Annotated in this window: 16 protein-coding genes; 12 read left to right on the top strand and 4 right to left on the bottom strand. The window is 70.9% G+C overall.

Features of this window, described 5'->3' with window-relative positions:
- Window positions 1-5: 5 nt before the first annotated feature.
- Together D452_RS0119225 and D452_RS0119220 are read right to left on the bottom strand one after the other, a co-directional pair.
- The gene (locus D452_RS0119225; RefSeq protein WP_017545775.1) at window positions 6-872 is read right to left on the bottom strand and encodes a maleate cis-trans isomerase family protein; all 867 of its coding nucleotides are present in this window, start codon (window positions 870-872) and stop codon (window positions 6-8) included.
- A gap of 101 nt (window positions 873-973) precedes the next feature.
- Complete coding sequence (locus D452_RS0119220) at window positions 974-1,456, bottom strand: DUF3830 family protein (protein ID WP_017545774.1); 483 nt, start codon at window positions 1,454-1,456, stop codon at window positions 974-976.
- Window positions 1,457-1,796: 340 nt separating this feature from the next.
- Here D452_RS0119220 and D452_RS0119215 point away from each other — a divergent pair, with 340 nt between their 5' ends.
- From D452_RS0119215 to D452_RS0119180, 8 genes are all read left to right on the top strand, one after another.
- Window positions 1,797-2,828, top strand: coding sequence for a D-2-hydroxyacid dehydrogenase (locus D452_RS0119215; protein WP_017545773.1), 1,032 nt, complete (start codon window positions 1,797-1,799; stop codon window positions 2,826-2,828).
- Window positions 2,829-2,854: 26 nt separating this feature from the next.
- Window positions 2,855-4,381: an amidase gene (locus D452_RS0119210; protein WP_017545772.1), complete on the top strand. Its 1,527-nt coding sequence runs from the start codon at window positions 2,855-2,857 to the stop codon at window positions 4,379-4,381.
- Between the two features lie 284 nt (window positions 4,382-4,665).
- Window positions 4,666-5,337: a response regulator gene (locus tag D452_RS0119205; RefSeq protein WP_017545771.1), complete on the top strand. Its 672-nt coding sequence runs from the start codon at window positions 4,666-4,668 to the stop codon at window positions 5,335-5,337.
- Between the two features lie 253 nt (window positions 5,338-5,590).
- Entirely contained in the window at window positions 5,591-5,995 is a 405-nt protein-coding gene (locus D452_RS0119200; RefSeq protein WP_040694279.1) for a hypothetical protein, read from the top strand.
- Window positions 5,985-7,679: a sensor histidine kinase gene (locus tag D452_RS0119195; RefSeq protein WP_026129473.1), complete on the top strand. Its 1,695-nt coding sequence runs from the start codon at window positions 5,985-5,987 to the stop codon at window positions 7,677-7,679. Before D452_RS0119200 ends, D452_RS0119195 begins: the two co-directional genes overlap by 11 nt.
- A complete protein-coding gene (locus D452_RS0119190; RefSeq protein WP_017545768.1) occupies window positions 7,676-8,335 on the top strand; it encodes a response regulator transcription factor in 660 nt (219 codons plus the stop codon). Before D452_RS0119195 ends, D452_RS0119190 begins: the two co-directional genes overlap by 4 nt.
- 173 nt (window positions 8,336-8,508) lie before the next feature.
- On the top strand, window positions 8,509-9,117 hold the full coding sequence (locus D452_RS0119185) for a DUF4956 domain-containing protein (RefSeq protein ID WP_040694300.1): 609 nt from the start codon (window positions 8,509-8,511) through the stop codon (window positions 9,115-9,117).
- On the top strand, window positions 9,102-9,962 hold the full coding sequence (locus D452_RS0119180; RefSeq protein ID WP_040694276.1) for a polyphosphate polymerase domain-containing protein: 861 nt from the start codon (window positions 9,102-9,104) through the stop codon (window positions 9,960-9,962). Before D452_RS0119185 ends, D452_RS0119180 begins: the two co-directional genes overlap by 16 nt.
- Window positions 9,963-10,211: 249 nt before the next feature.
- Here D452_RS0119180 and D452_RS0119175 read toward each other — a convergent pair whose 3' ends face one another.
- Both D452_RS0119175 and D452_RS0119170 read right to left on the bottom strand, forming a co-directional pair.
- The gene (locus D452_RS0119175; protein ID WP_026129471.1) at window positions 10,212-12,161 is read right to left on the bottom strand and encodes a heavy metal translocating P-type ATPase; all 1,950 of its coding nucleotides are present in this window, start codon (window positions 12,159-12,161) and stop codon (window positions 10,212-10,214) included.
- A 328-nt stretch (window positions 12,162-12,489) separates the two neighbouring features.
- Entirely contained in the window at window positions 12,490-13,206 is a 717-nt protein-coding gene (locus D452_RS0119170) for a phosphatase PAP2 family protein (RefSeq protein ID WP_017545764.1), read from the bottom strand.
- 779 nt (window positions 13,207-13,985) lie between these two features.
- Between D452_RS0119170 and D452_RS0119165 the strand changes: the two genes are divergently transcribed.
- The 4 genes from D452_RS0119165 (at window position 13,986) to D452_RS0119150 (ending at window position 18,590) form a co-directional block, all read left to right on the top strand.
- The gene (locus D452_RS0119165) at window positions 13,986-14,663 is read left to right on the top strand and encodes a GntR family transcriptional regulator (RefSeq protein ID WP_017545763.1); all 678 of its coding nucleotides are present in this window, start codon (window positions 13,986-13,988) and stop codon (window positions 14,661-14,663) included.
- Window positions 14,664-15,173: 510 nt separating this feature from the next.
- Window positions 15,174-16,274, top strand: coding sequence for a pyruvate dehydrogenase (acetyl-transferring) E1 component subunit alpha (gene pdhA / locus D452_RS0119160; protein ID WP_017545762.1), 1,101 nt, complete (start codon window positions 15,174-15,176; stop codon window positions 16,272-16,274).
- Between the two features lie 15 nt (window positions 16,275-16,289).
- Window positions 16,290-17,303, top strand: a complete 1,014-nt coding sequence (locus D452_RS0119155; RefSeq protein ID WP_017545761.1) for an alpha-ketoacid dehydrogenase subunit beta — start codon at window positions 16,290-16,292, stop codon at window positions 17,301-17,303.
- 12 nt (window positions 17,304-17,315) lie between these two features.
- Window positions 17,316-18,590, top strand: coding sequence for a dihydrolipoamide acetyltransferase family protein (locus D452_RS0119150; RefSeq protein ID WP_017545760.1), 1,275 nt, complete (start codon window positions 17,316-17,318; stop codon window positions 18,588-18,590).
- The last annotated feature ends 60 nt before the right edge of the window (window positions 18,591-18,650 follow it).

Here is an 18,650-nt window from a genome sequence, read left to right as displayed (position 1 = left end):
GTCGTTCAGACGGCGCTGGGGGCCGTCGCGTCGATCAGCCGCTGTCCGTGGGCGACGGCCCGGCGGTCGGCGGCCCGCAGCAGGTCCCACATGGTGACCTGGTTGGCCGCGATCACCGGCTTGCCCAGCTCCTGTTCCAGGGGCGCGATGATGTCGTAGGTGAGGACGTTGGTGCAGCTGATGAACACGGCCTGGGCGTCGGGGCGGTCCACCTCGTGCACCGCCCTGGCGACCTCGGCGTAGGTGACCCTCCAGATGTGGCTGAGCAGGCCGAGTCCGACGCTGGAGGTGACCCCCACGTCGTGTTCGGCGAGGTAGTCGAGCAGGCGGTCGGTCACGCTGTCCACGTACGGCGTGACCACGGCGATCCGGTCCGCCTCCAGAGCTCGCAGGGCGTCGATCAGCGCGCCCGAAGTGGTGACGGCGGCCGGGGCGCCCGCGGCCCGCATGGTTCTTCGCAGCTCACTCTCTCCCTCTGCGCCGTGGACGAAGCTGCCCGAGGCGCAGGCGTAGCCGATCGCGAGGGGTTCGGGTGCCATGAGGGCGCGGACCGCCTTGGTCACGCCCTTGCCCTTGCTGAGGGCCGCGGCCTGGTCGACCGTCACGGGGATGCGCACGAACGGCAGGCGGGTGATGAGCAGGGAGACGTCGTCCGGAGCCCAGCGCCACAGTTCGCGGTCGAGCGCGAAGTCGTAGGGCGCCACGACGCCGACCGCCGACTGCCAGGGGGTCAGTGTGTCCGCCGACAGTTCGACGACCTCGTGCGGCGCGGGCGGTGGGGGCGGGGTGGGACCTCCCGTGAACGGGGTCGCGGCGTGGGCCACGGGTACGGCACCGTCCTCGTGGGCCGGTCGGTCTTCTTCGGTCCGCATCGGTCACTCACCTCCCAGTACTGTTGTCGGCTCGGTCGGTTCGTGGGGTCTGCGCGGCCCCGGGGCCTTCTCCTCGGGGCGGGGTCCTCCGCGCGGGCCCGTCAGCGTTCGAGCCGCTCGTACAGGAGGCGCTCGCCGACGCTGCCGGAGCGCCAGACGTCGTTGCAGGCCTCGGCCATGGCGGGCAGGTTCTCCACGACGGTCGCGAACACGTTCCCGGGGACCCAGCCCACGTCGCCGTTGAGCAGCAGGTTGTTGCGCCCGTAGAACAGGGCGAGGTCGATGACGCCGGCCAGGCCCTCGATCCCCTTGTCCTCCTTGAAGGTGCGGTCGAGCATGCCCTCGTCGAAGGAGAAATAGACGATGTCGCCGGGGATCGGTGTGACGGTGGGGTTCTCCTGGCCCGGTTCGGGGTCGGCGAACCTCGGGACCATCGTGTAGACCTCGTTGCGCGCGTACTTGGCGTGCTGGACGGCGTCACCCTGCGGGAGGGCGTTCCACACCGCCTCGCAGGTACGGGGCGCGTCCTTCTCGAGCAGTTCCGCCACACAGGAGACCCCGCGCTTGGCGAGGGTGACGGTCATGTACCTGGGCAAGTGGTGTCCCTCCGACGACGTTTCTTCTTCCGGATCCCTCTGTGTCTTGTGGAAGTGTTGATTGTCGACAATCTTACGATCTACCTGCCGAGTACGGCAATAGACACCGGGACGTGCGGGTATGTCGGCAGCGTCGGTGCGGGTCGTTGACACCCCGGGAAGACGTTGGACGCCTCCGCGAAACACTCCGCATAGGCCCGAAACGGGCGTTTTGTGGATTGTTGACAATCCTATGTCGGCTCCCTAGCGTTTCCCGTGCAGGGCGGAACCACCCATCCGACGACAGGATCAGCACGTCAGAACACCGTCGCAACCGGAAAGCGCGCCCGTGAACAGTTCCACCACCAGCCCGTCCGTGCCCCAACGACCGCGTCTCGTCGTCCTCCGAGGCGAGGACCTCCCGCCGGGCCACGAGCGCATAGACGACCACCCGGGACTCGGCGAGGTCGTCTACGCCACCGCCGACGAACTCTCCGCCACCCTTCCCGGTGCGGACGTCCTGCTCGTGTGGGACCTGTTCACCGAGGCGCTCGCCGACTCCTGGTCCAAGGCCGACTCCCTGAAGTGGGTGCACGCGGCCACCACCGGCGTGGACAACCTGATGTTCCCCGGGCTGGTGGAGAGCAACGTCCTCGTCACCAACTCGCGCGGGGTGTTCGACGAGCACATCGCCGAGTACGTCCTCGGTCTGGTCATCTCCTTCGCCAAGGACTTCCAGGGCACCTGGGACCTCCAGCGAGAACGCCAGTGGAGGCACCGCGAGACCGAGCGGGTGGCCGGTCGGCGCGTCCTCGTGGTCGGCACCGGCCCCATCGGCCGCGCGATCGCCCGCAAGCTCACCGCGGTGGGCATGGACGTGCGCGGTTCCGGCAGCCACGCCCGCGACGGCGACCCCGACTTCGGCTCCGTCGCGGAGTCCAGCCTCGCCGGACCCGGCGCCGACAGCGGGCGCACCCTGCTCGACGAGCTCCCCGAGGCCGACTACGTGGTCGTCGCCGCCCCGCTCACCGAGTCCACCCGGGGCCTGGTCGACCGGGAGTTCCTCGACCTGATGAAACCCACCGCGCGGCTGGTCAACATCGCGCGCGGCCCCATCGTCGTCCAGTCCGACCTGGTCGCCGCCCTGGACAGGGGCGCGATCGCCGGTGCGGCACTGGACGTCTTCGAACGGGAACCGCTCAAGGCCATCAACCCGCTCTGGGGGCTGCCCGGCTCCGTCGTGTCGCCGCACATGTCCGGTGACGTCGTCGGCTGGCGGGAGGACCTGCTGGAGCTGTTCCTGGACAACCTCGCCCGTTACCTGGACGGGCGGGGACCGCGCAACGTCGTGGACAAGAGCCGGGGCTACGTACCCGGCTGACCCCTCGCGTGACTTGGGAGGCTGAAGTGACGATCCGTTCCGACCGGGCCGGGACCGATGACGCTGGTGCGGCCGGTACGGCCGAAGGCTCCGCCGGTGCTGACACGGGAGCCCCGCGCGGCGTCCCCGCGGCGCGCGCGGGGCAACCCGTGACACCGGCCGACCTGTCCGCCGAACAACTGCTCCACGCCTACTCCACCGGGGAGCTCTCCCCCGTGGAGGCGGTGGACGCGGTACTCGAACGCATCGAGCAGGACAACCCGGCCCTGAACGCGTTCTGCCTGGTCCGCCCCGAGGAGGCACGCGAGGCGGCCCGCGCCTCCGCCGAGCGGTGGCGGCGCGGCGAGCCCGAGGGACGGTTGGACGGGGTGCCCGCCTCGGTCAAGGACATCCACCTGACGAAGGGGTGGCCCACCCTCAAGGGGTCGGTGACCTCGTCGCAGGAGGGGCCGTGGGAGGAGGACTCCCCGGTGGTGGCGCGGATGCGCGAGCAGGGAGCGGTGTTCGTCGGCAAGACCACCACCCCCGAGCTGGCCTGGAAGGGCGTCACCGACAACCCGCTCACCGGGATCACGCGTAACCCGTGGGACCTGTCCACCACGCCGGGCGGCTCCAGCGGGGGTTCGGCTGCGGCGGTGGCGGCCGGGATGGGCCCGCTGTCCACCGGGACGGACGGAGGCGGCTCCATCCGCATCCCGGCCAGCTTCACCGGCATCTGCGGGATCAAGCCCACCTGGGGCCTGGTGCCGCACTTCCCGGCGAGCCCGTTCGGGTCGCTCGCGCACACCGGCCCGATGGCGCGGACCGTGGGTGACCTGGCGCTGATGCTGGACGTCGTCTCCGGGTTCGACGCCCGGGACTGGATGGCGATGCCGACCCCGGGCCCCGGCCTGGCCGAGGCGGGACGCGGCACCGAACCGGAGGAGCTGGTCCGCGGGCTGCGGATCGCCTACAGCCCCACCCTGGGCGGGTTGGACGTGGACCCCGAGGTGGCCCGTGCGGTGGCCGACGCTGTGGGCGTGTTCGCCTCGCTGGGCGCCGAGGTGGAGGAGGCCGACCCCGGCCTGCCGGGCTCCCTGGAGGAGTTCCACGTGCTCTGGTACTCGGGCGCGGCCAAGGCCACCGAGCATCTCACCGACCGGGACCGGGACCTCCAGGACCCCGGCCTGCGGGAGATCATCGAGGAGGGCGTCACCTACTCGGCGCAGGACTACCTGACGGCGATGGCGCTGCGGATGGCGATGGGCGCGCGGATGGGGCGGTTCCACGAGTCCTACGACCTGCTGCTCACCCCCACCATGCCGATCGTGGCCTTCGAGGCCGGGCTGGAGTCGCCGCCGGAGCTGTCCGGGAAGCGGTGGACCTCCTGGGCCGGGTTCAGCTACCCGTTCAACATGACCCAGCAGCCCGCCGCCAGCGTGCCGTGCGGGTTCAGCGAGTCGGGTCTGCCGATCGGCCTCCAGGTGGTGGGCCCCCGGCACTCCGACGAGCGCGTGCTCCGGGCCTGCCGCGCCTTCGAGCTCGCCAGCCCCTGGGTGGGGCGTCGGCCGTGACGCGCGGGCACCGGCCCCGGCTCCGGGGTCCGGTGCCCGGCTGGGTCACGGGTTCCCGGCTCCGGGCTCCGGGTGACGAGATGGTGACGATGCGGCGACGGTAGTCACACCCGCACCAGCCGTCACCAGGCGCTTTGCTCCCCGGTCCCGCCCTTTGTCCGTTTACGGGACCTTCGCCCGGGGAGTTCGGTGCCTTAAGGCTCCCTCCGTGCCCCCCGTAGGCGTTAACGTCTTCCTCGGAGTGGTGTCATGTGCGTACGGACACGAGACGAGGGAGGTCCGCGATGACCGACGGTGGAGCCGAGGGTGCCCGAAAGCCGATCAGGGTCTTCCTCGTCGACGACCACGAGGTCGTCCGGCGCGGTGTGGCCGCGCTGTTGGAGACCGAGGACGACATGACCGTCGTCGGTGAGGCCGGGACCGCCGAGCAGGCGCTGTCACGCATCCCCGTGGTCCTGCCCGACGTCGCCGTGCTGGACGTGCGCCTGCCCGGCGGCTCCGGCGTGCAGGTGTGCCGTGAGATCCGGTCCGACCACCCCGGGATCGCCTGCCTGATGCTCACGTCCTTCGCGGACGAGGACGCGCTGTACGACGCCGTCATGGCCGGGGCCGCCGGATACGTGCTCAAGCAGATCCACGGCGCGGACCTGGTCGGCGCGGTGCGCACGGTCGCGGCGGGCGGCTCCCTGCTGGACTCGGGCAGCACCGGCGCCATGCTGGAGCGGCTGCGCGGAGCCCAGGCCGAGCCGGACCCGTTGGCGGAGCTGACCCCGCAGGAGCGCCAGATCCTCGACCTCATCGGCGAGGGCATGACCAACCGGCAGATCGGCGAACGGCTGTACCTGGCCGAGAAGACCGTGAAGAACTACGTCTCGGCGCTGCTGGCCAAGCTGGACCTCAAGCGCCGTACCCAGGCGGCGGTGCTCGTCGCCGAGCTGCGCGGCCGCCGCTACTGACCCGGCCCTCCCGTCCGGCTGCGGGACCGCGGCGAACCCGGCTCCCCCAGTGCCGGACGGACCCCGGCGGTGACGCGGTCGACGTCGCCCCGTTCGCCCGGGGGAAGCGGCGGACCCGCTGACTCCCTGAGCGCGGCCGCCGTTCCCAGCATGCCGGGTCCCACCCCTCGTGGCACGCCCCGACCTGGGATCATGAAGACTTCCTCATGTCCGCTTCATGCGGACGCCGCCTTCGTCGGGGAGGCTCTGCTTCATGAGATCACCTCTGGTGCCGCTGGCGGTCGGGGCGCTGACAGTCGTCGCCGTCTCGGTCGTCGCCCTGCTGTGGGCGCTGTTCCTGCGCGACCCGGACCCCGGGCGCGCCTCCGAGGTGGTGCTCGGCGAGTCGCCCGAGGCCACCGCCTCCACCGATCCCGACGACGACGTGGTCAGCCCTCCCCCACCGGTCACCGACCATGAGGGGGGCGGCGGGGAGACCTCCGGGGGCCCCTCACCCGAACCCTCCGCCAACCCCTCACCCGAGCCGCCGACCGGGTTCCCCTTCGACTGCCTCGACGGGGGCACCGGCCACGAGGCCTGGGGCGAGGAGCAGTGGGAGAGCTGGTGGGAGGCCTGCCTGGACACGCGGTACGAGAACGGGGACGACGATGACGACTGACCGTCAGCGGGGGACGGACGGGGACGGGTCGGACCGCCACGCCGATCCCGACGCCACCACCGTCAACGTCCCGCCCGGCCGGTCCAGACCCAGGGGGTCGGGGAACGCCGCACCGCCACCGTCGTCGGGCGGCACCTCGGTGTTCCCGACCCTCGTCCTGCGCGGCCCCCAGCCCGAACTGCCCCAACGCCGTCGGGTGCCCGCCCGGCTGCTCATCACCGCGTGGGTGGTCCTGCTCATGGCCGCCGTCCTCGTACTGGTCAACGTGGTCACCTGGAGCGCGCTGACCGCCCGGACCGACGAGCGGGTCGACCGCGCCCTGGACCAGGAGATCGCCGAGTTCCAGGAGTTCGCGGCGGTGGGCGTCGACCCCGGCACCGGCTCCGCCTTCAGCGACGTCTCCTCCCTCATCCGGGTCCACCTGGAACGCCAGTTCCCCGAGGACTCCGAGATCCTCTTCGGCTGGGTCGACGAACCCGAGGAGGGCGCCGCGGACGGCGAGAGGTCGGCGTCGCGCGGGAGCCGGGGCTCCGCCGAGCCCGTCACCGGCCGCATCCGGCAGGGGCAGGAGCCCCCGTACGACCTGTCCGCCGACCCCGCGAAGGTCGAGGCGATCCTGGACACCCCCGACGCCCGGGGCGTCCTGGACACCCCCGCCGGGCCGGTCGAGTGGGAGAAGATCCGCGCGCTGCCGCCGCAGGGCGACGGCGGACCGGCGGGATGGTTCGTGATCGGCTACTTCACCGCCCAGGACGACGACACCTCGGCCGGGACCATGGGCACCCTGGCCCTGGTCAGTCTGGGCGGGCTGCTCGCGGCCGCCACCGCCGCATGGTGGGTGGCGGGCCGCATCCTCGCCCCCGTCCGGCTGGTCCGGCAGACCGCCGCGGAGATCTCCGAGGAGGACCTCACCCAGCGCATCGAGGTGTCCGGTCGGGACGACATCGCGGCGCTGGCCGAGCAGTTCAACAGCATGCTGGACCGGTTGGAGGGCGCCTTCACCGAACAGCGCCGGTTCGTCGACGACGCCGGGCACGAACTGCGCACTCCCATCACGATCGTGCGCGGCCACCTGGAGCTCATGGGAGACGACCCCGAGGAGCGCCGCGAGGTGGTCCGGCTGGTCACCGACGAGCTCGACCGAATGGGCCGCATCGTGGAGGACCTGCTGCTGCTCGCCAAGGCCCAACAGCCCGACTTCGTCCACCCCGAACCCGTCTCCCTGGCCGAGCTCACCAGCGACATCGACGCGAAGGTGCGTCAGCTCGGCGACCGCGACTGGCGGCTGGAGTCGCTGGCGGAGGAGACCGCGTACCTGGACCCCCAGCGCGTCACCCAGGCGATGGTGCAGCTGGCGGCCAACGCCGTACGGCACACCGCCCCCGGCTCCACCCTGCGCACCGGTTCGCGGGTCAGCGGTTCCGAGGTGCGCCTGTGGGTGGCCGACCACGGCCCCGGTATCCCCGCCGAGGAGCACGGCCGCATCTTCGAGCGCTTCTCCCGGGGCGGCCGCACCGCGCGCGGCGACCGGGGCGCCGGGCTGGGCCTGGCCATCGTCCGCGCCATCGCCGAGGCGCACCACGGCCGGGTGGACCTGGTCTCGGCACCCGGTGCGGGCTCCACGTTCACCCTCGTCATCCCCCTGACCCCCGTTGACGGCCGCGTTGGAAGGGAACACCTGTGAGCCGTGTACTCATCGTCGAGGACGAGGAGCGGATCGCCTCCTTCGTCCAGAAGGGACTGACCGCCAGCGGGTTCACCACCACGGTGGTGGGCACCGGGGCCGAGGCGGTGGACTACGCCGTCACCGGCGGGTTCGACCTCATGCTGCTGGACCTCGGTCTGCCGGACACCGACGGGTTCGACGTGCTCCGCCGGGTGCGCGCCCTGGGGGTGGACGTCCCCGTGGTGATCCTGACCGCCCGGGACGGGGTGCGGGACACCGTGACGGGTCTGGAGATCGGCGCGGACGACTACGTGACCAAGCCGTTCCGGTTCGAGGAACTGCTGGCGCGGGTCCGGCTGCGGATGCGCACGGAGCGCGCCCCGGACCTGACGGTGCTGCACGCGGGTGGGCTCCGGCTGGACCTGCGGACCCGCCGGGTCGAGGTGGGTGAGGAATCGGTGGACCTCACCGCCCGGGAGTTCGCGCTGCTGGAGCTGCTCATGCGGCACCAGGGGCAGGTGATGACCCGCCAGCAGATGCTGTCGCACGTGTGGGGCTACGACTACGACCCCGGGTCCAACGTGGTGGACGTGTTCGTGAGGGCGCTGCGCCGCAAGGTGGGCGCGGACCGCATCCTCACGGTGCGGGGTATGGGGTACCGGCTGACCGGCTGATCCGTTCGGCGGGGGCGGCCCACCTGGCCGCCCCCGCGTGCCGCCGGGTGACCAGAGGGGACCCGGGTGACGCGCATGCCACCGGGTACCCGGGTGACGAACTCCGGCGAACATGAGGGTTCCCTCATGCGGGTCTCATGAACGCCTCACCGGCGCTGCCCACCATGGTCGACATGTTCTGGTTCGCTCTGGCGGTCGACCTGACCGCGATCACGGTGTTGTCCTACGTCCTCTACTTCCGCAGGCACGGTCGGCGGGACCTGGTGCTCGCCTACGTGGCGCTCAACGTCGGCATCTTCGCGGTCGTGTCGATGCTGACCCAGCAGGAGGTGGGCCTGGCGGTCGGCTTCGGGCTGTTCGGTGTGCTGTCGATCCTGCGGCTGCGCTCCGACCTGATCAGCCAGGGGGAGATCGGCTACTACTTCGTGGCGATCGCCCTCGGTCTGGTGAACGCGGTGGCCGCCCCGGCGCCGTGGCTGATGCTGGGTCTGAACGCCCTGCTGCTGGGTTCCCTGTACGCCGCCGGTCACCCGAAGCTGCTGGCCCGCACCCAGCGGCGGATCATGACCCTGGACGTGGTGCACGAGGACCCGACGGCGCTCCGGCAGGACCTGGAGCGGCGGCTGCGCGGGCGGGTGCGGCACGTGGACGTCACGGAGGTGGACTACGTGCGCGACCTCATGGTGGTGGACGTGCGCTTCCAGGAGCCGAGGCCGACCGAGGTCCCGGGACGGCCCACCGGGCGCCGCCAGGCCGCGACCGGCCCGTGGGGTGGGCGTTGAGACCTCTCCCCTCCCCCACCCCCGCACTCTCCCCCGCAACCGGAACCGCAGCCGCAGCCGCGCCGCTGAGTCTGCGCCCGGTGTCCCTGGCCGAGATCAACGAACGCGCCGCCCTGGTCACCCGCACCTGCCGCAAGTACCTGCTCCCCGCCGATCTGGTGCCCGCCCTGTTCGACGGGGCGGAGCGGGGGTTCGGGGTGCTGGAGATCGACGGCCGGACGTCCTTCCTGTACTCGTCCACCTACCTGGACACCCCGGACCTGCGGACCTTCCACGACCACCGGCAGGGGCGGAGGCTGCGCTACAAGGTGCGCACCCGTTCCTATGTGGACACCGGAACGACGATGTTCGAGGTGAAGCTGAAGGGGGCGCGCGGGATCACCGACAAGGTCCGCGTCGAACTGCCCCCTGGTTCTCCCGTCGACCGTCTGACCTGGCGAACCCGCGACTTCCTCGACCGGTCCCTGAGCCGCTGCCGTCTCGCGCCGCCCGACGTCCTGGTGCCCTCCGCGGTGACGGACTACCGGCGGACCACCGTCGTGGCCCTGTCCGGTGAGGAGCGGGTGACGGTGGACCGCGACCTGGTCGGCTACCGGGGCGACTGGGAGGTGCGGATGCGGCCGGACCTGGTGCTGTTGGAGGTGAAGACCCGGGGCGGACTGACCGCGACGGAGCGGAGGCTGCACGCGCTCGGAATCCGTGAGGCCCGGTTCAGCAAGTACGCGGCCGCGCTGGCCGCCCTCGAACCGGCTCTGAGGGGCAACCGCTGGCACCGGGCGATGGGCCACTGCATGGACTACCCGGCTCCCGTACGGCGCCGCGAGGACGCCCTGGCGGGCGACTGACCGGCTCCGGTTGTTTCACGTGAAACAACCGGAGCCCGCTTCGGGAACCGCCCCGGCGGGAGAAGGAGGCGGCCGCCGCCCCGTAACCGGTCGGGGCGGCGGCCTGACTCCGTGGGCCCTCTCCCGCTACAAGAGGGAGTCCACGGCACTCACAATGGTGACACCCGGTCCCCCGCAGGTCCAGACCGGCGAACGTTCCTCTCTTGCCACACTTGCCCCTCTTGCCACACTTGGCGCTCCTGCCCCGGATCAGTCGGCGGGGCGCAGGTCCAGCCCCCGGAGCAGCTGGGCGTTGAGCGCCACGATGATCGTGGACAGGCTCATCAGCACCGCGCCCACCGCGGGTGCGAGCACGATGCCGACCGGCGCCAGCACGCCGGCGGCCAACGGGACCGCCGCGACGTTGTACCCGGCGGCCCAGACCAGGTTCTGGACCATCTTCCGGTAGCCCGCCCGCGACAGCCTCCGGACGGACAGCACGCCTCGCGGGTCGTCGGAGGCCAGCACCACACCGGCGGACTCGATGGCCACGTCGGTCCCGGCGCCGATGGCGATGCCCACGTCCGCGCGGGCCAGGGCCGGGGCGTCGTTCACCCCGTCACCGACCATGGCGACCCGGTGGCCCCTGTCCTGGAGGTCGCGGACCACGGCGTCCTTCTGGTCCGGCAGCACCTGGGCGAACACCTCGTCCAGGCCGAGCTCGGTGGCGACGGCGTCGGCGACGTTGCGGGCGTCACCGGTCACCATGGCCACGCGCACCCCCTGCTCCTGGAGCCGTCGGACGGCCGACGCGGACTCGGGCCGGACCTCGTCGGCCAGGGACAGCGCCCCGACCACGGACCCGTCCACCACGAGGTGCAGGACGGTGGCGCCGCGGTCGCGCCAGAACCCGGTGCGTTCGGCGAGGTCAGCGGGTTCCGTGACGCCCAGGGAGTCCAGGAGCGCGGGCCCGCCCACGTGGGCCTCGATCCCGTCCACGACGGCCCGTACCCCGTGTCCGGTGAGGGAACGGAAGTCCGTGGCCTCGGGCACCGGCCCCGCCTCCTCGGCCGCCCGGACGATCGCCCTGGCCAGCGGGTGCTCGGAGTCGGCCTCGACCGCCCCGGCCAGCGCCAGGACCCGTTCGGCGGTCCACCCGTCGACGGCGTCGGCGTCACCGACCGCCGGGGCGCCCTTGGTCAGGGTCCCGGTCTTGTCGAAGAGCACGGTGTCCACGAGCCGCGTGTGCTCCAGGGCCAGCCGGTCCTTGACCAGGATGCCGTTGCGCGCCGACAGGGTCGTGGAGATCGCGATGACCAGCGGGATGGCCAGCCCCAGCGCGTGGGGGCAGGCGATGACCAGCACCGTGACGGTGCGTTCGACCGCCTGGCTGCCCTCACCGAGGACCAGCCCCCACACGACCGCGGTGACCACGGCGGCCGCGAGGGCGAACCAGAACAGCAGCGCGGCCGCGCGGTCGGCCAGCGCCTGGGACCGCGACCTGGAGTCCTGGGCCTCGCTGACCAGGCGCTGGATACCCGCGAGGGTGGTGTCGTCGCCGACAGCGTCCACCCGGACCCGCAGGGAGGAGTCGGTGGCGACCGTCCCGGCGACCACCCTGTCGTCCTCGGCGCGGGTGACCGTGCGGGACTCACCGGTGATCATGGACTCGTCCACGGCCGCGGAGCCCCGGACGACGGTGCCGTCGGCGGGGACCCGTCCGCCGGAGCGGACCAGGACGGTGTCACCGGCGCGGAGTTCGGCGGCGGGGACCTCCTCGACACCGCCGTCGGGACCGACCCGTTCGGCGCGGTCCGGCAGCAGGGCGGCCAGGGCCTCCAGCGCGCCGGAGGCCTGCCCGAGGGCGCGCATCTCCAGCCAGTGGCCGAGGAGCATCACCACGACCAGCAGGACCAGCTCCCACCAGAAGTCGAGCTCCATGCCGACCACCCCGAAGGTGGCCAGCAGGCTGGCTCCGAAGGCCACGGTGATCGCCATCGCGACCAGCGTCATCATCCCCGGCCTGCGGTCGCGCAGCTCCCCGGGGACCCCGGCGAGGAACGGCCAGCCGCCGTAGAGGAACACGACGGTGCCCAGGAGCGGAGGCACCCAGGTGAGGGCGTCGGGGACCTGGTACCCGAGCCACCCGGAGATCATGTGGCTGGTGAGGACCACGGGCACACTCAGGAGCAGGCTCCACCAGAACCGGGTACGGAACATCGCGGCGTGGTCCCCGTGTCCGCCGTGACCCTCGTGGCCACCGTTTCCGCCGTGACCCTCGTGGCCACTGTTGCCTCCGAGGCCCGTGTGTCCCTCCTGCGCGTGACCTTCCTCGTCACCATGTTGACCCATCGTCATGTCGACCCCTCTCCGGTTCCGACCCTGCACGCCCGGCGCCGCCGAACCACGCAAGCGCGCCCCGTTCGCGCGTCTCTCTCCGACGAATATACCCCTAAGGGGTATCCCGAACCGGGCCGGAACACGAAGAACACCCGCCGAGCGTCTCGACGGGTGTTCTCTGCGGGGTCCTCTCGGGAGCGGTGGGGCCCTAGGAGGCGGTCTCGGTCTCCCTGCCGTACCAGGGCCACCACTGCACGGTGTGGCCGTGCGGGATCATCCGGTCCAGGCGGATCGTGAGCCTCAGCGCGAACCCGCCCGCGATCATCCCGGCCACCAGGTCCGTGAACCAGTGGAAGTGCAGGTAGATCGAGACGGTCGACTGGAGGAGCGCGATGCCCACGATGCAGTAGGCCAACCGCCGGATGATGTGGGGCCGGGCCGCACCGAACCTGATGATGAGGAAGAGCACCAGGCCGTAGATGAGGATCGCGTTGGCGCCGTGCCCGGAGGGGAAGGCGACGTTGCCCGCACCGGCGAAGAAGTCGGGGTCGTAGTACTTGGCGTGGCCCCGGTTGAACATCAGCTTCATCACGGAGACCAGGGACATCATCCCGAAGACGCCACCCGCCCCGAGGATGATCGGCCGCCAGCTGCGGTGCCAGTAGGCCAGCTGGAGCGTGGTGACGCCCAGGACCGGCAGGGCCACGTAACGGGAGGCCACGTTGTCCGGCCAGAAGATCAGCGGCTCGCGCAGCGTCTCCCAGTAGGGGCGCGGCAGTTCGTTGAGGAGGTTGTCGACCGGATGCAGCGGCCCCGCGGCCAGCATCGTCATGACGATGAGCGCCACGAAGAGCATGATCGCGATGCGGTCGGAGGCCAGCCCCCACGCGATCTCGCTCACACTCGGCCACCTGACCGCGCGCACGACGGGCGGCCCCGGCGCGAGCTCCTTGCTCGGCACCACGGGGATCGGGCCGCTGTAGGGTCCGGGATCCGGCTTGCGCCGCTCCGGTTCGTGCGGCGTTGTCGACTGTCTGGACCCCACGTGCCGGGTCCGCGAAGGTTGCGTCATGTGCTCAGTGCTGTCTCACACGTCGTGGGCTGCCTGTGGCACTGCTTGAGGCGTGGGGGACGGGCTAGCCGCGGTTGTTGGGACTGATCCTGACGTCCCCGGGGGCCGACACGGAGTGTTGGTGACGTACCGGGGGTTCACCCCTTACACCCCGTTCGACGGTCGAACCTTCGGACTGGTTCACAGTGGTCGTGACCGGCCGCCGGACAGGCTCGACGTCCAGGGAACGGAACTGGTCGACAGTGGCGTCTGTGTGGGCGCTCGTTACCGCAGTTGCTTCGGTCAGCGCAGGTCAGGGCGCTCTCGTCGGGCCATCACCGTGACGTGGGTAACTCTCCGTACGGCTTTGGGTGGTTATTGCCAACATGCGAGCCTACCCGGACCGTTGCCCTCGTTGGTGGTTTCCCGGGCCAAGTGTGACCCTTCCACCTCGGACTTTGCCGGAATCCCACGTCGGCGACCGGTGCGCTTCACCAGCACGCGACCGGTTCGTGAGGGTTCCGTTAGCGCTTCGAGGCCGAGCGTCCGGCGGACACGTGCGCGTGTGGCACCCTTCAAGGAGCTTGTCAGACGCTGGAGTGTGTCGGCACGTGTGCTGGTCGCGCACGGGTCGGAAGACGGAAGGGCCCTGGATGGTCGACCTCCCACAGTTGCCGGACGATCCCTCGAAACTGGCCCGCGAACCACTGAGGGAGCAGATCCGGCAGGTACTGGTCGAGGGTCTGCTGTCCGGGCGGTGGCAGCCCGGCGAGCGCATCGTGGAACGCAGGATCGCCACGGAGCTGAAGGTCAGCCAGGCACCGGTACGTGAGGCGCTCCGCGAGCTGGAGACACTGCGGCTCATCGAGACCGTGCCGAACAAGGGGGCCAGGGTCAGGGCCTTCGGGGTCCAGGACATGGCGGAGATCTACCCCGTCCGCGCCGGTCTAGAGCTGGTCGCCGCACAGTTGGCCGCGCCTCGTCTGGCCGACGACCCCTCCGTGCTGGAACGCGAGGTGGAGGCGCTTCAGCGCGCCACCGCCGAGGGCAACGTCACTGAGCAGATCCGGCACAGCGTGGAGTTCCACCGAGAGGTCGTGCGGGCCGCGGACAACAGCGTGCTGCTGCACACCTGGGAGTCCCTGGGAGTCGAGGTGTGGACGGCGCTGTCGGTGCGCTGGCTCAACATGGAGCTGCACGCCAAGGCCGCCGACCACGCGCAGATCACACGGGCCTTCCGCGAGGGCGACCCCGCCGTGGGGCAGATGCTCAGCGACCATGTCATGAACTACGTGGAGGCGGCGCTGCGGACCCACGAGGGCAGCCGCTAGGCACGTACCGGGCCCCGGGCCGGGGGTTCCCCCACCGCGCTCGCCCCCTCCCACCTGGGCGACTCCTGTCGCCACCTGGCGGTTTGCACCGAACTTCGCGTTTCTGTCCTAAAGTTGTATTGATCGATCATCGATCAGACCGTAGAGTGTGCGCGACGCACGTCACACCACACACGCGCGTGCCCCCTGGTGGCACGGGGTTGTTCATCCGGCCGGTGAACGAACTCGGCCGACCTCCCGGCGGATGCTTACCGCACCCCAGACCGGGAAGCAATGCCGTCAAGGGTCGCGGCGCGACAACTGCACACGCGACCCGATTCGCTTCGCGTCCGCACCCGGGCCCCGCCAGGCCCGAGCGGACGCGCCCCGCAACAGCCACAGTGTCGCCGCCGATGAGCCCGGCGGCGGCACGCGCCGGGACCACGCCTGACAGCGGGGTCCGGGCCGGCCGCGTCATCCGACCCACAGGACGGTAGCCGCGCGGCCTCCGCGCACGTAGAAAGGCACACCATGGCTGACACGGCCAAGCCGAAGGGCGGCACCGCCCGGGCCTCCGCGTCCCGACGCCGGAACCGGAAGGACACCGGCATCGGCAACGAGAAGCCGGAGACCCTCCTCGACTACTACCGGCAGATGCTCTTCATCCGACGCTTCGAGGAGCGCACCGGACAGGCCTACACCCAGGCCCGCATCGGCGGTTACTGCCACCTCAACCTCGGTGAGGAAGCCACCGTCGTCGGTCTGATGACCGCCCTCCAGGAGCGCGACTACCTGTTCACGAACTACCGTGACCACGGGTACGCGATCGGCAAGGGCATGGACCCCAAGCGGGTCATGGCCGAGCTCTACGGACGCGTCGACGGCGTGTCCAAGGGCTGGGGCGGCTCCATGCACATGTACGACACCGAGACCCGCATGCTCGGCGGCTACGGCATCGTCGGCGGTCAGCTCCCCCTGGCCACCGGTGCGGCGCTCGCCGTCACCTACCGCGGCGGCGACGAGGTCGTCATGTGCCAGATGGGCGACGGCACCACCAACATCGGCGCCTGGCACGAGTCCCTCAACATCGCCAAGCTGTGGAACCTGCCGGTCGTCTTCGTGGTGATCAACAACTTCACCGGCATGGGCACGACCGTGGAGATGTCCTCCGCCGAGCCCGAGCTGTACAAGCGCGGCGCCGCCTTCCGCATCGAGGGCGAGCGCGTCGACGGCCGTGACGTCCTGGCCGTCCGCGACACCGCCTCCCGCCTGGTCGAGCGCGCCCGCGAGGAGCAGACCCCGTTCCTGCTGGAGGCCTGGAGCTACCGGCAGAAGGGCCACTCCGTCGTGGACCCGGCCAAGTACCGCACGGACGAGCAGCGTGAGCTGGCCCGCGCCGATGAGAACGACCCCATCACGATCTTCGACGCCCAGCTGACCAAGGCCGGTGTCCTCACCGACGACCTGCGCGACGAGATCGCCGCATCGGTCAAGGCCGAGGTCGCCGAGGCCGCCGACTTCGCGGAGAACAGCCCGAAGCCGGACGTGTCCACGCTCTTCGACTACACCTACGCCACCCCGGTGCCGAACGAGTCGCGGCGTATGCCCGCCGACCCGGTGTTCGCGGAATAGGAAGGAACCACTCACATGTCCGTGATCACCTACCGCCAGGCTCTGCGCGACACCCTTCGCGCCGAGATGGTGCGTGACGAGAACGTCCTCGTGATCGGCGAGGAGATCGGCGTCTTCGAGGGCTCCTACAAGATCACCGAGGGGCTCCTCAAGGAGTTCGGACCCCGCCGGGTCAAGGACACCCCGATCGCCGAGGAGGGCTTCGTCGGCGCGGCCGTCGGCGCCGCCATGCTGGGCCTGCGCCCGGTCGTGGAGCTCATGACGATCAACTTCTCGCTGATCGCCATCGACCAGATCATCAACCACGCCGCCAAGATCTACGGGATGTTCGGCGGTCAGACCAGCGTCCCCCTGGTCATCCGTACCCCCGGTGGCGGCGGCCAGCAGCTCGGCGCGACGCACTCGCAGAACATCGAGCTGTTCTACTCCTTCATCCCCGGCCTCAAGGTGATGGCTCCCAGCACCCCGGCCGAGGCCTCCTCGATGCTGCGCGCCGCGATCCGCGACGACGACCCGGTCCTTTTCCTGGAGAACCTGGGCCTGTACAACTCCAAGGGTGAGGTGCCCGAGGACTACGCGGAGCCGAAGAACGACAACATCGCGACCATCGGCCGTGCCGCCGTGACCCGCGAGGGCAGCGACATCACGCTGATCGGCTACTCCCGGATGGCCACCGTCGCCACCCAGGTCGCCGAGAAGCTGGCCGAGGAGGACATCAGCGTCGAGGTCGTGGACCTGCGCAGCCTGCGCCCCCTCGACCGGCAGACCTTCGTGGACTCGGTCAAGAAGACCGGCGCCGCGGTGATCTGTGAGGACGACTGGCTCACCTACGGCATCGGCGCGGAGATCGCCGCGTCGATCCAGGAGGGGGCCTTCGACTACCTGGACGCCCCGGTGCGCCGGGTGGCCATGGCCGAGGTGCCGATGCCGTACGCCAAGCCGCTGGAGACCGCCGCCCTGCCGTCGGTCGAGTCGATCAGCACCGCGATCAAGGAAACCCTGAGCGCCGTCGGCAAACGGGTCGGGTAGAGGGAGTAGTCAATGAGCGAGATCCACATGCCGCGCCTCTCCGACACCATGGAGGAGGGCGTCATCTCCACCTGGGTCAAGAAGGTGGGGGACAAGGTCGCCTCCGGTGACGTGCTGGTCGAGATCGAGACCGACAAGGCCGTCATGGAGTTCGAGGCCTACGAGGACGGTTTCCTCGTCAAGCAGAACGTCTCCGAGGGCGACACCGTGCCGATCGGTGAGGTCATCGGTTTCATCGCCGACTCGCCGGACGCGGTGCCCGAGGAGACGGCCGCGCCCGCCGCCCCGGCCTCCGAGGCAGCCGAGGAGCCGAAGGAGGAGGCCAAGGAGGAGGCGAAGCCGGAGCAGGCCGCCGAGCCCGCCCCCGCCGCCGAGTCCACCGGTGAGCGCCCCCGGACCTCCCCGCTGGCCCGCAGGCTGGCCAAGGAGTACGGCCTGGACATCACCAAGATCCAGGGTTCGGGCCCCAAGGGACGGATCGTGCGCGCCGACATCGAGGCCGCCGCCAAGGACGGCTCCGCCGCCCAGGACTCCCAGGCCCCCGCCGCGAGCACCCCCGCGCCCGCCGCCCAGGCCGCCCCGGCCCAGGACGACGTCCGGGGTTCCGAGGAGGTCAAGACGAGCAACGTGCGCAAGGTGATCGCGCGCCGTCTGACCGAGAGCAAGCAGACGGTCCCGCACTTCTACCTGCGCCGCACGATCGATGCCGAGGCCCTCAAGGCCTTCCGCGGCCAGATCAACCAGCAGCTGTCCAGCACGGGCGTGAAGGTCAGCTTCAACGACCTGATCGTGAAGGCCTGCGCCACCGCGCTCAAGCTGCACCCGGAGGTCAACACCTCCTGGATCAACGACACCCTGGTCCAGCACCACCGGGTCAACGTCGGCGTGGCCGTCGCCGTGGACGCCGGGCTGGTCGTGCCGGTGCTGCACGACACCGACAAGGCCACCCTGTCCGAGATCTCCACGCGTACGCGTGAGCTCGCGGGCAAGGCCCGGGACAACAAGCTGAAGCCGCAGGAGATGAGCGGCGGTACGTTCAGCGTGTCCAACCTGGGCATGTTCGGTATCGACAGCTTCTCCGCCGTGATCAACCCGCCGGAGGCCGCCATCCTCGCGGTCGGCGCGATGCGTCCGGAGGCCGTGGTCGTGGACGGTGAGGTGGCCGTGCGCAACCGCATCGCCCTGGAACTCTCCGTCGACCACCGCGCGGTGGACGGTGCCGTGGGCGCCGCCTACCTCAAGGAGCTCGCCGAGATCCTGGAAGAGCCCATGCGGATCATCCTGTAACACCCCGTACGCGACGCCCCGGCCCGGAACCCCGGCCGGGGCGTCCGTCGTTCCCGGGGC

Origin of the sequence: Nocardiopsis prasina DSM 43845 (assembly GCF_000341265.1) — a bacterium.
Classification (GTDB): Bacteria; Actinomycetota; Actinomycetes; order Streptosporangiales; family Streptosporangiaceae; genus Nocardiopsis; species Nocardiopsis prasina.
Note: the sequence above shows the minus strand (reverse complement) of the source record. Positions and strands in the feature narration are given on the sequence as shown.

Excerpts from the sequence above, each read along its gene's own strand:
- D452_RS0119225 (WP_017545775.1), bottom strand. The coding sequence starts at position 872 with ATGCGGACCGAAGAAGACCGACCGGCCCACGAGGACGGTGCCGTACCC.
- D452_RS0119220 (WP_017545774.1), bottom strand. The coding sequence starts at position 1,456 with ATGACCGTCACCCTCGCCAAGCGCGGGGTCTCCTGTGTGGCGGAACTG.
- D452_RS0119205 (WP_017545771.1), top strand. The coding sequence starts at position 4,666 with ATGACCGACGGTGGAGCCGAGGGTGCCCGAAAGCCGATCAGGGTCTTC.
- D452_RS0119200 (WP_040694279.1), top strand. The coding sequence starts at position 5,591 with ATGAGATCACCTCTGGTGCCGCTGGCGGTCGGGGCGCTGACAGTCGTC.
- D452_RS0119195 (WP_026129473.1), top strand. The coding sequence starts at position 5,985 with ATGACGACTGACCGTCAGCGGGGGACGGACGGGGACGGGTCGGACCGC.
- D452_RS0119185 (WP_040694300.1), top strand. The coding sequence starts at position 8,509 with ATGTTCTGGTTCGCTCTGGCGGTCGACCTGACCGCGATCACGGTGTTG.
- D452_RS0119175 (WP_026129471.1), bottom strand. The coding sequence starts at position 12,161 with ATGTTCCGTACCCGGTTCTGGTGGAGCCTGCTCCTGAGTGTGCCCGTG.
- D452_RS0119165 (WP_017545763.1), top strand. The coding sequence starts at position 13,986 with ATGGTCGACCTCCCACAGTTGCCGGACGATCCCTCGAAACTGGCCCGC.
- pdhA (WP_017545762.1), top strand. The coding sequence starts at position 15,174 with ATGGCTGACACGGCCAAGCCGAAGGGCGGCACCGCCCGGGCCTCCGCG.
- D452_RS0119155 (WP_017545761.1), top strand. The coding sequence starts at position 16,290 with ATGTCCGTGATCACCTACCGCCAGGCTCTGCGCGACACCCTTCGCGCC.
- D452_RS0119150 (WP_017545760.1), top strand. The coding sequence starts at position 17,316 with ATGAGCGAGATCCACATGCCGCGCCTCTCCGACACCATGGAGGAGGGC.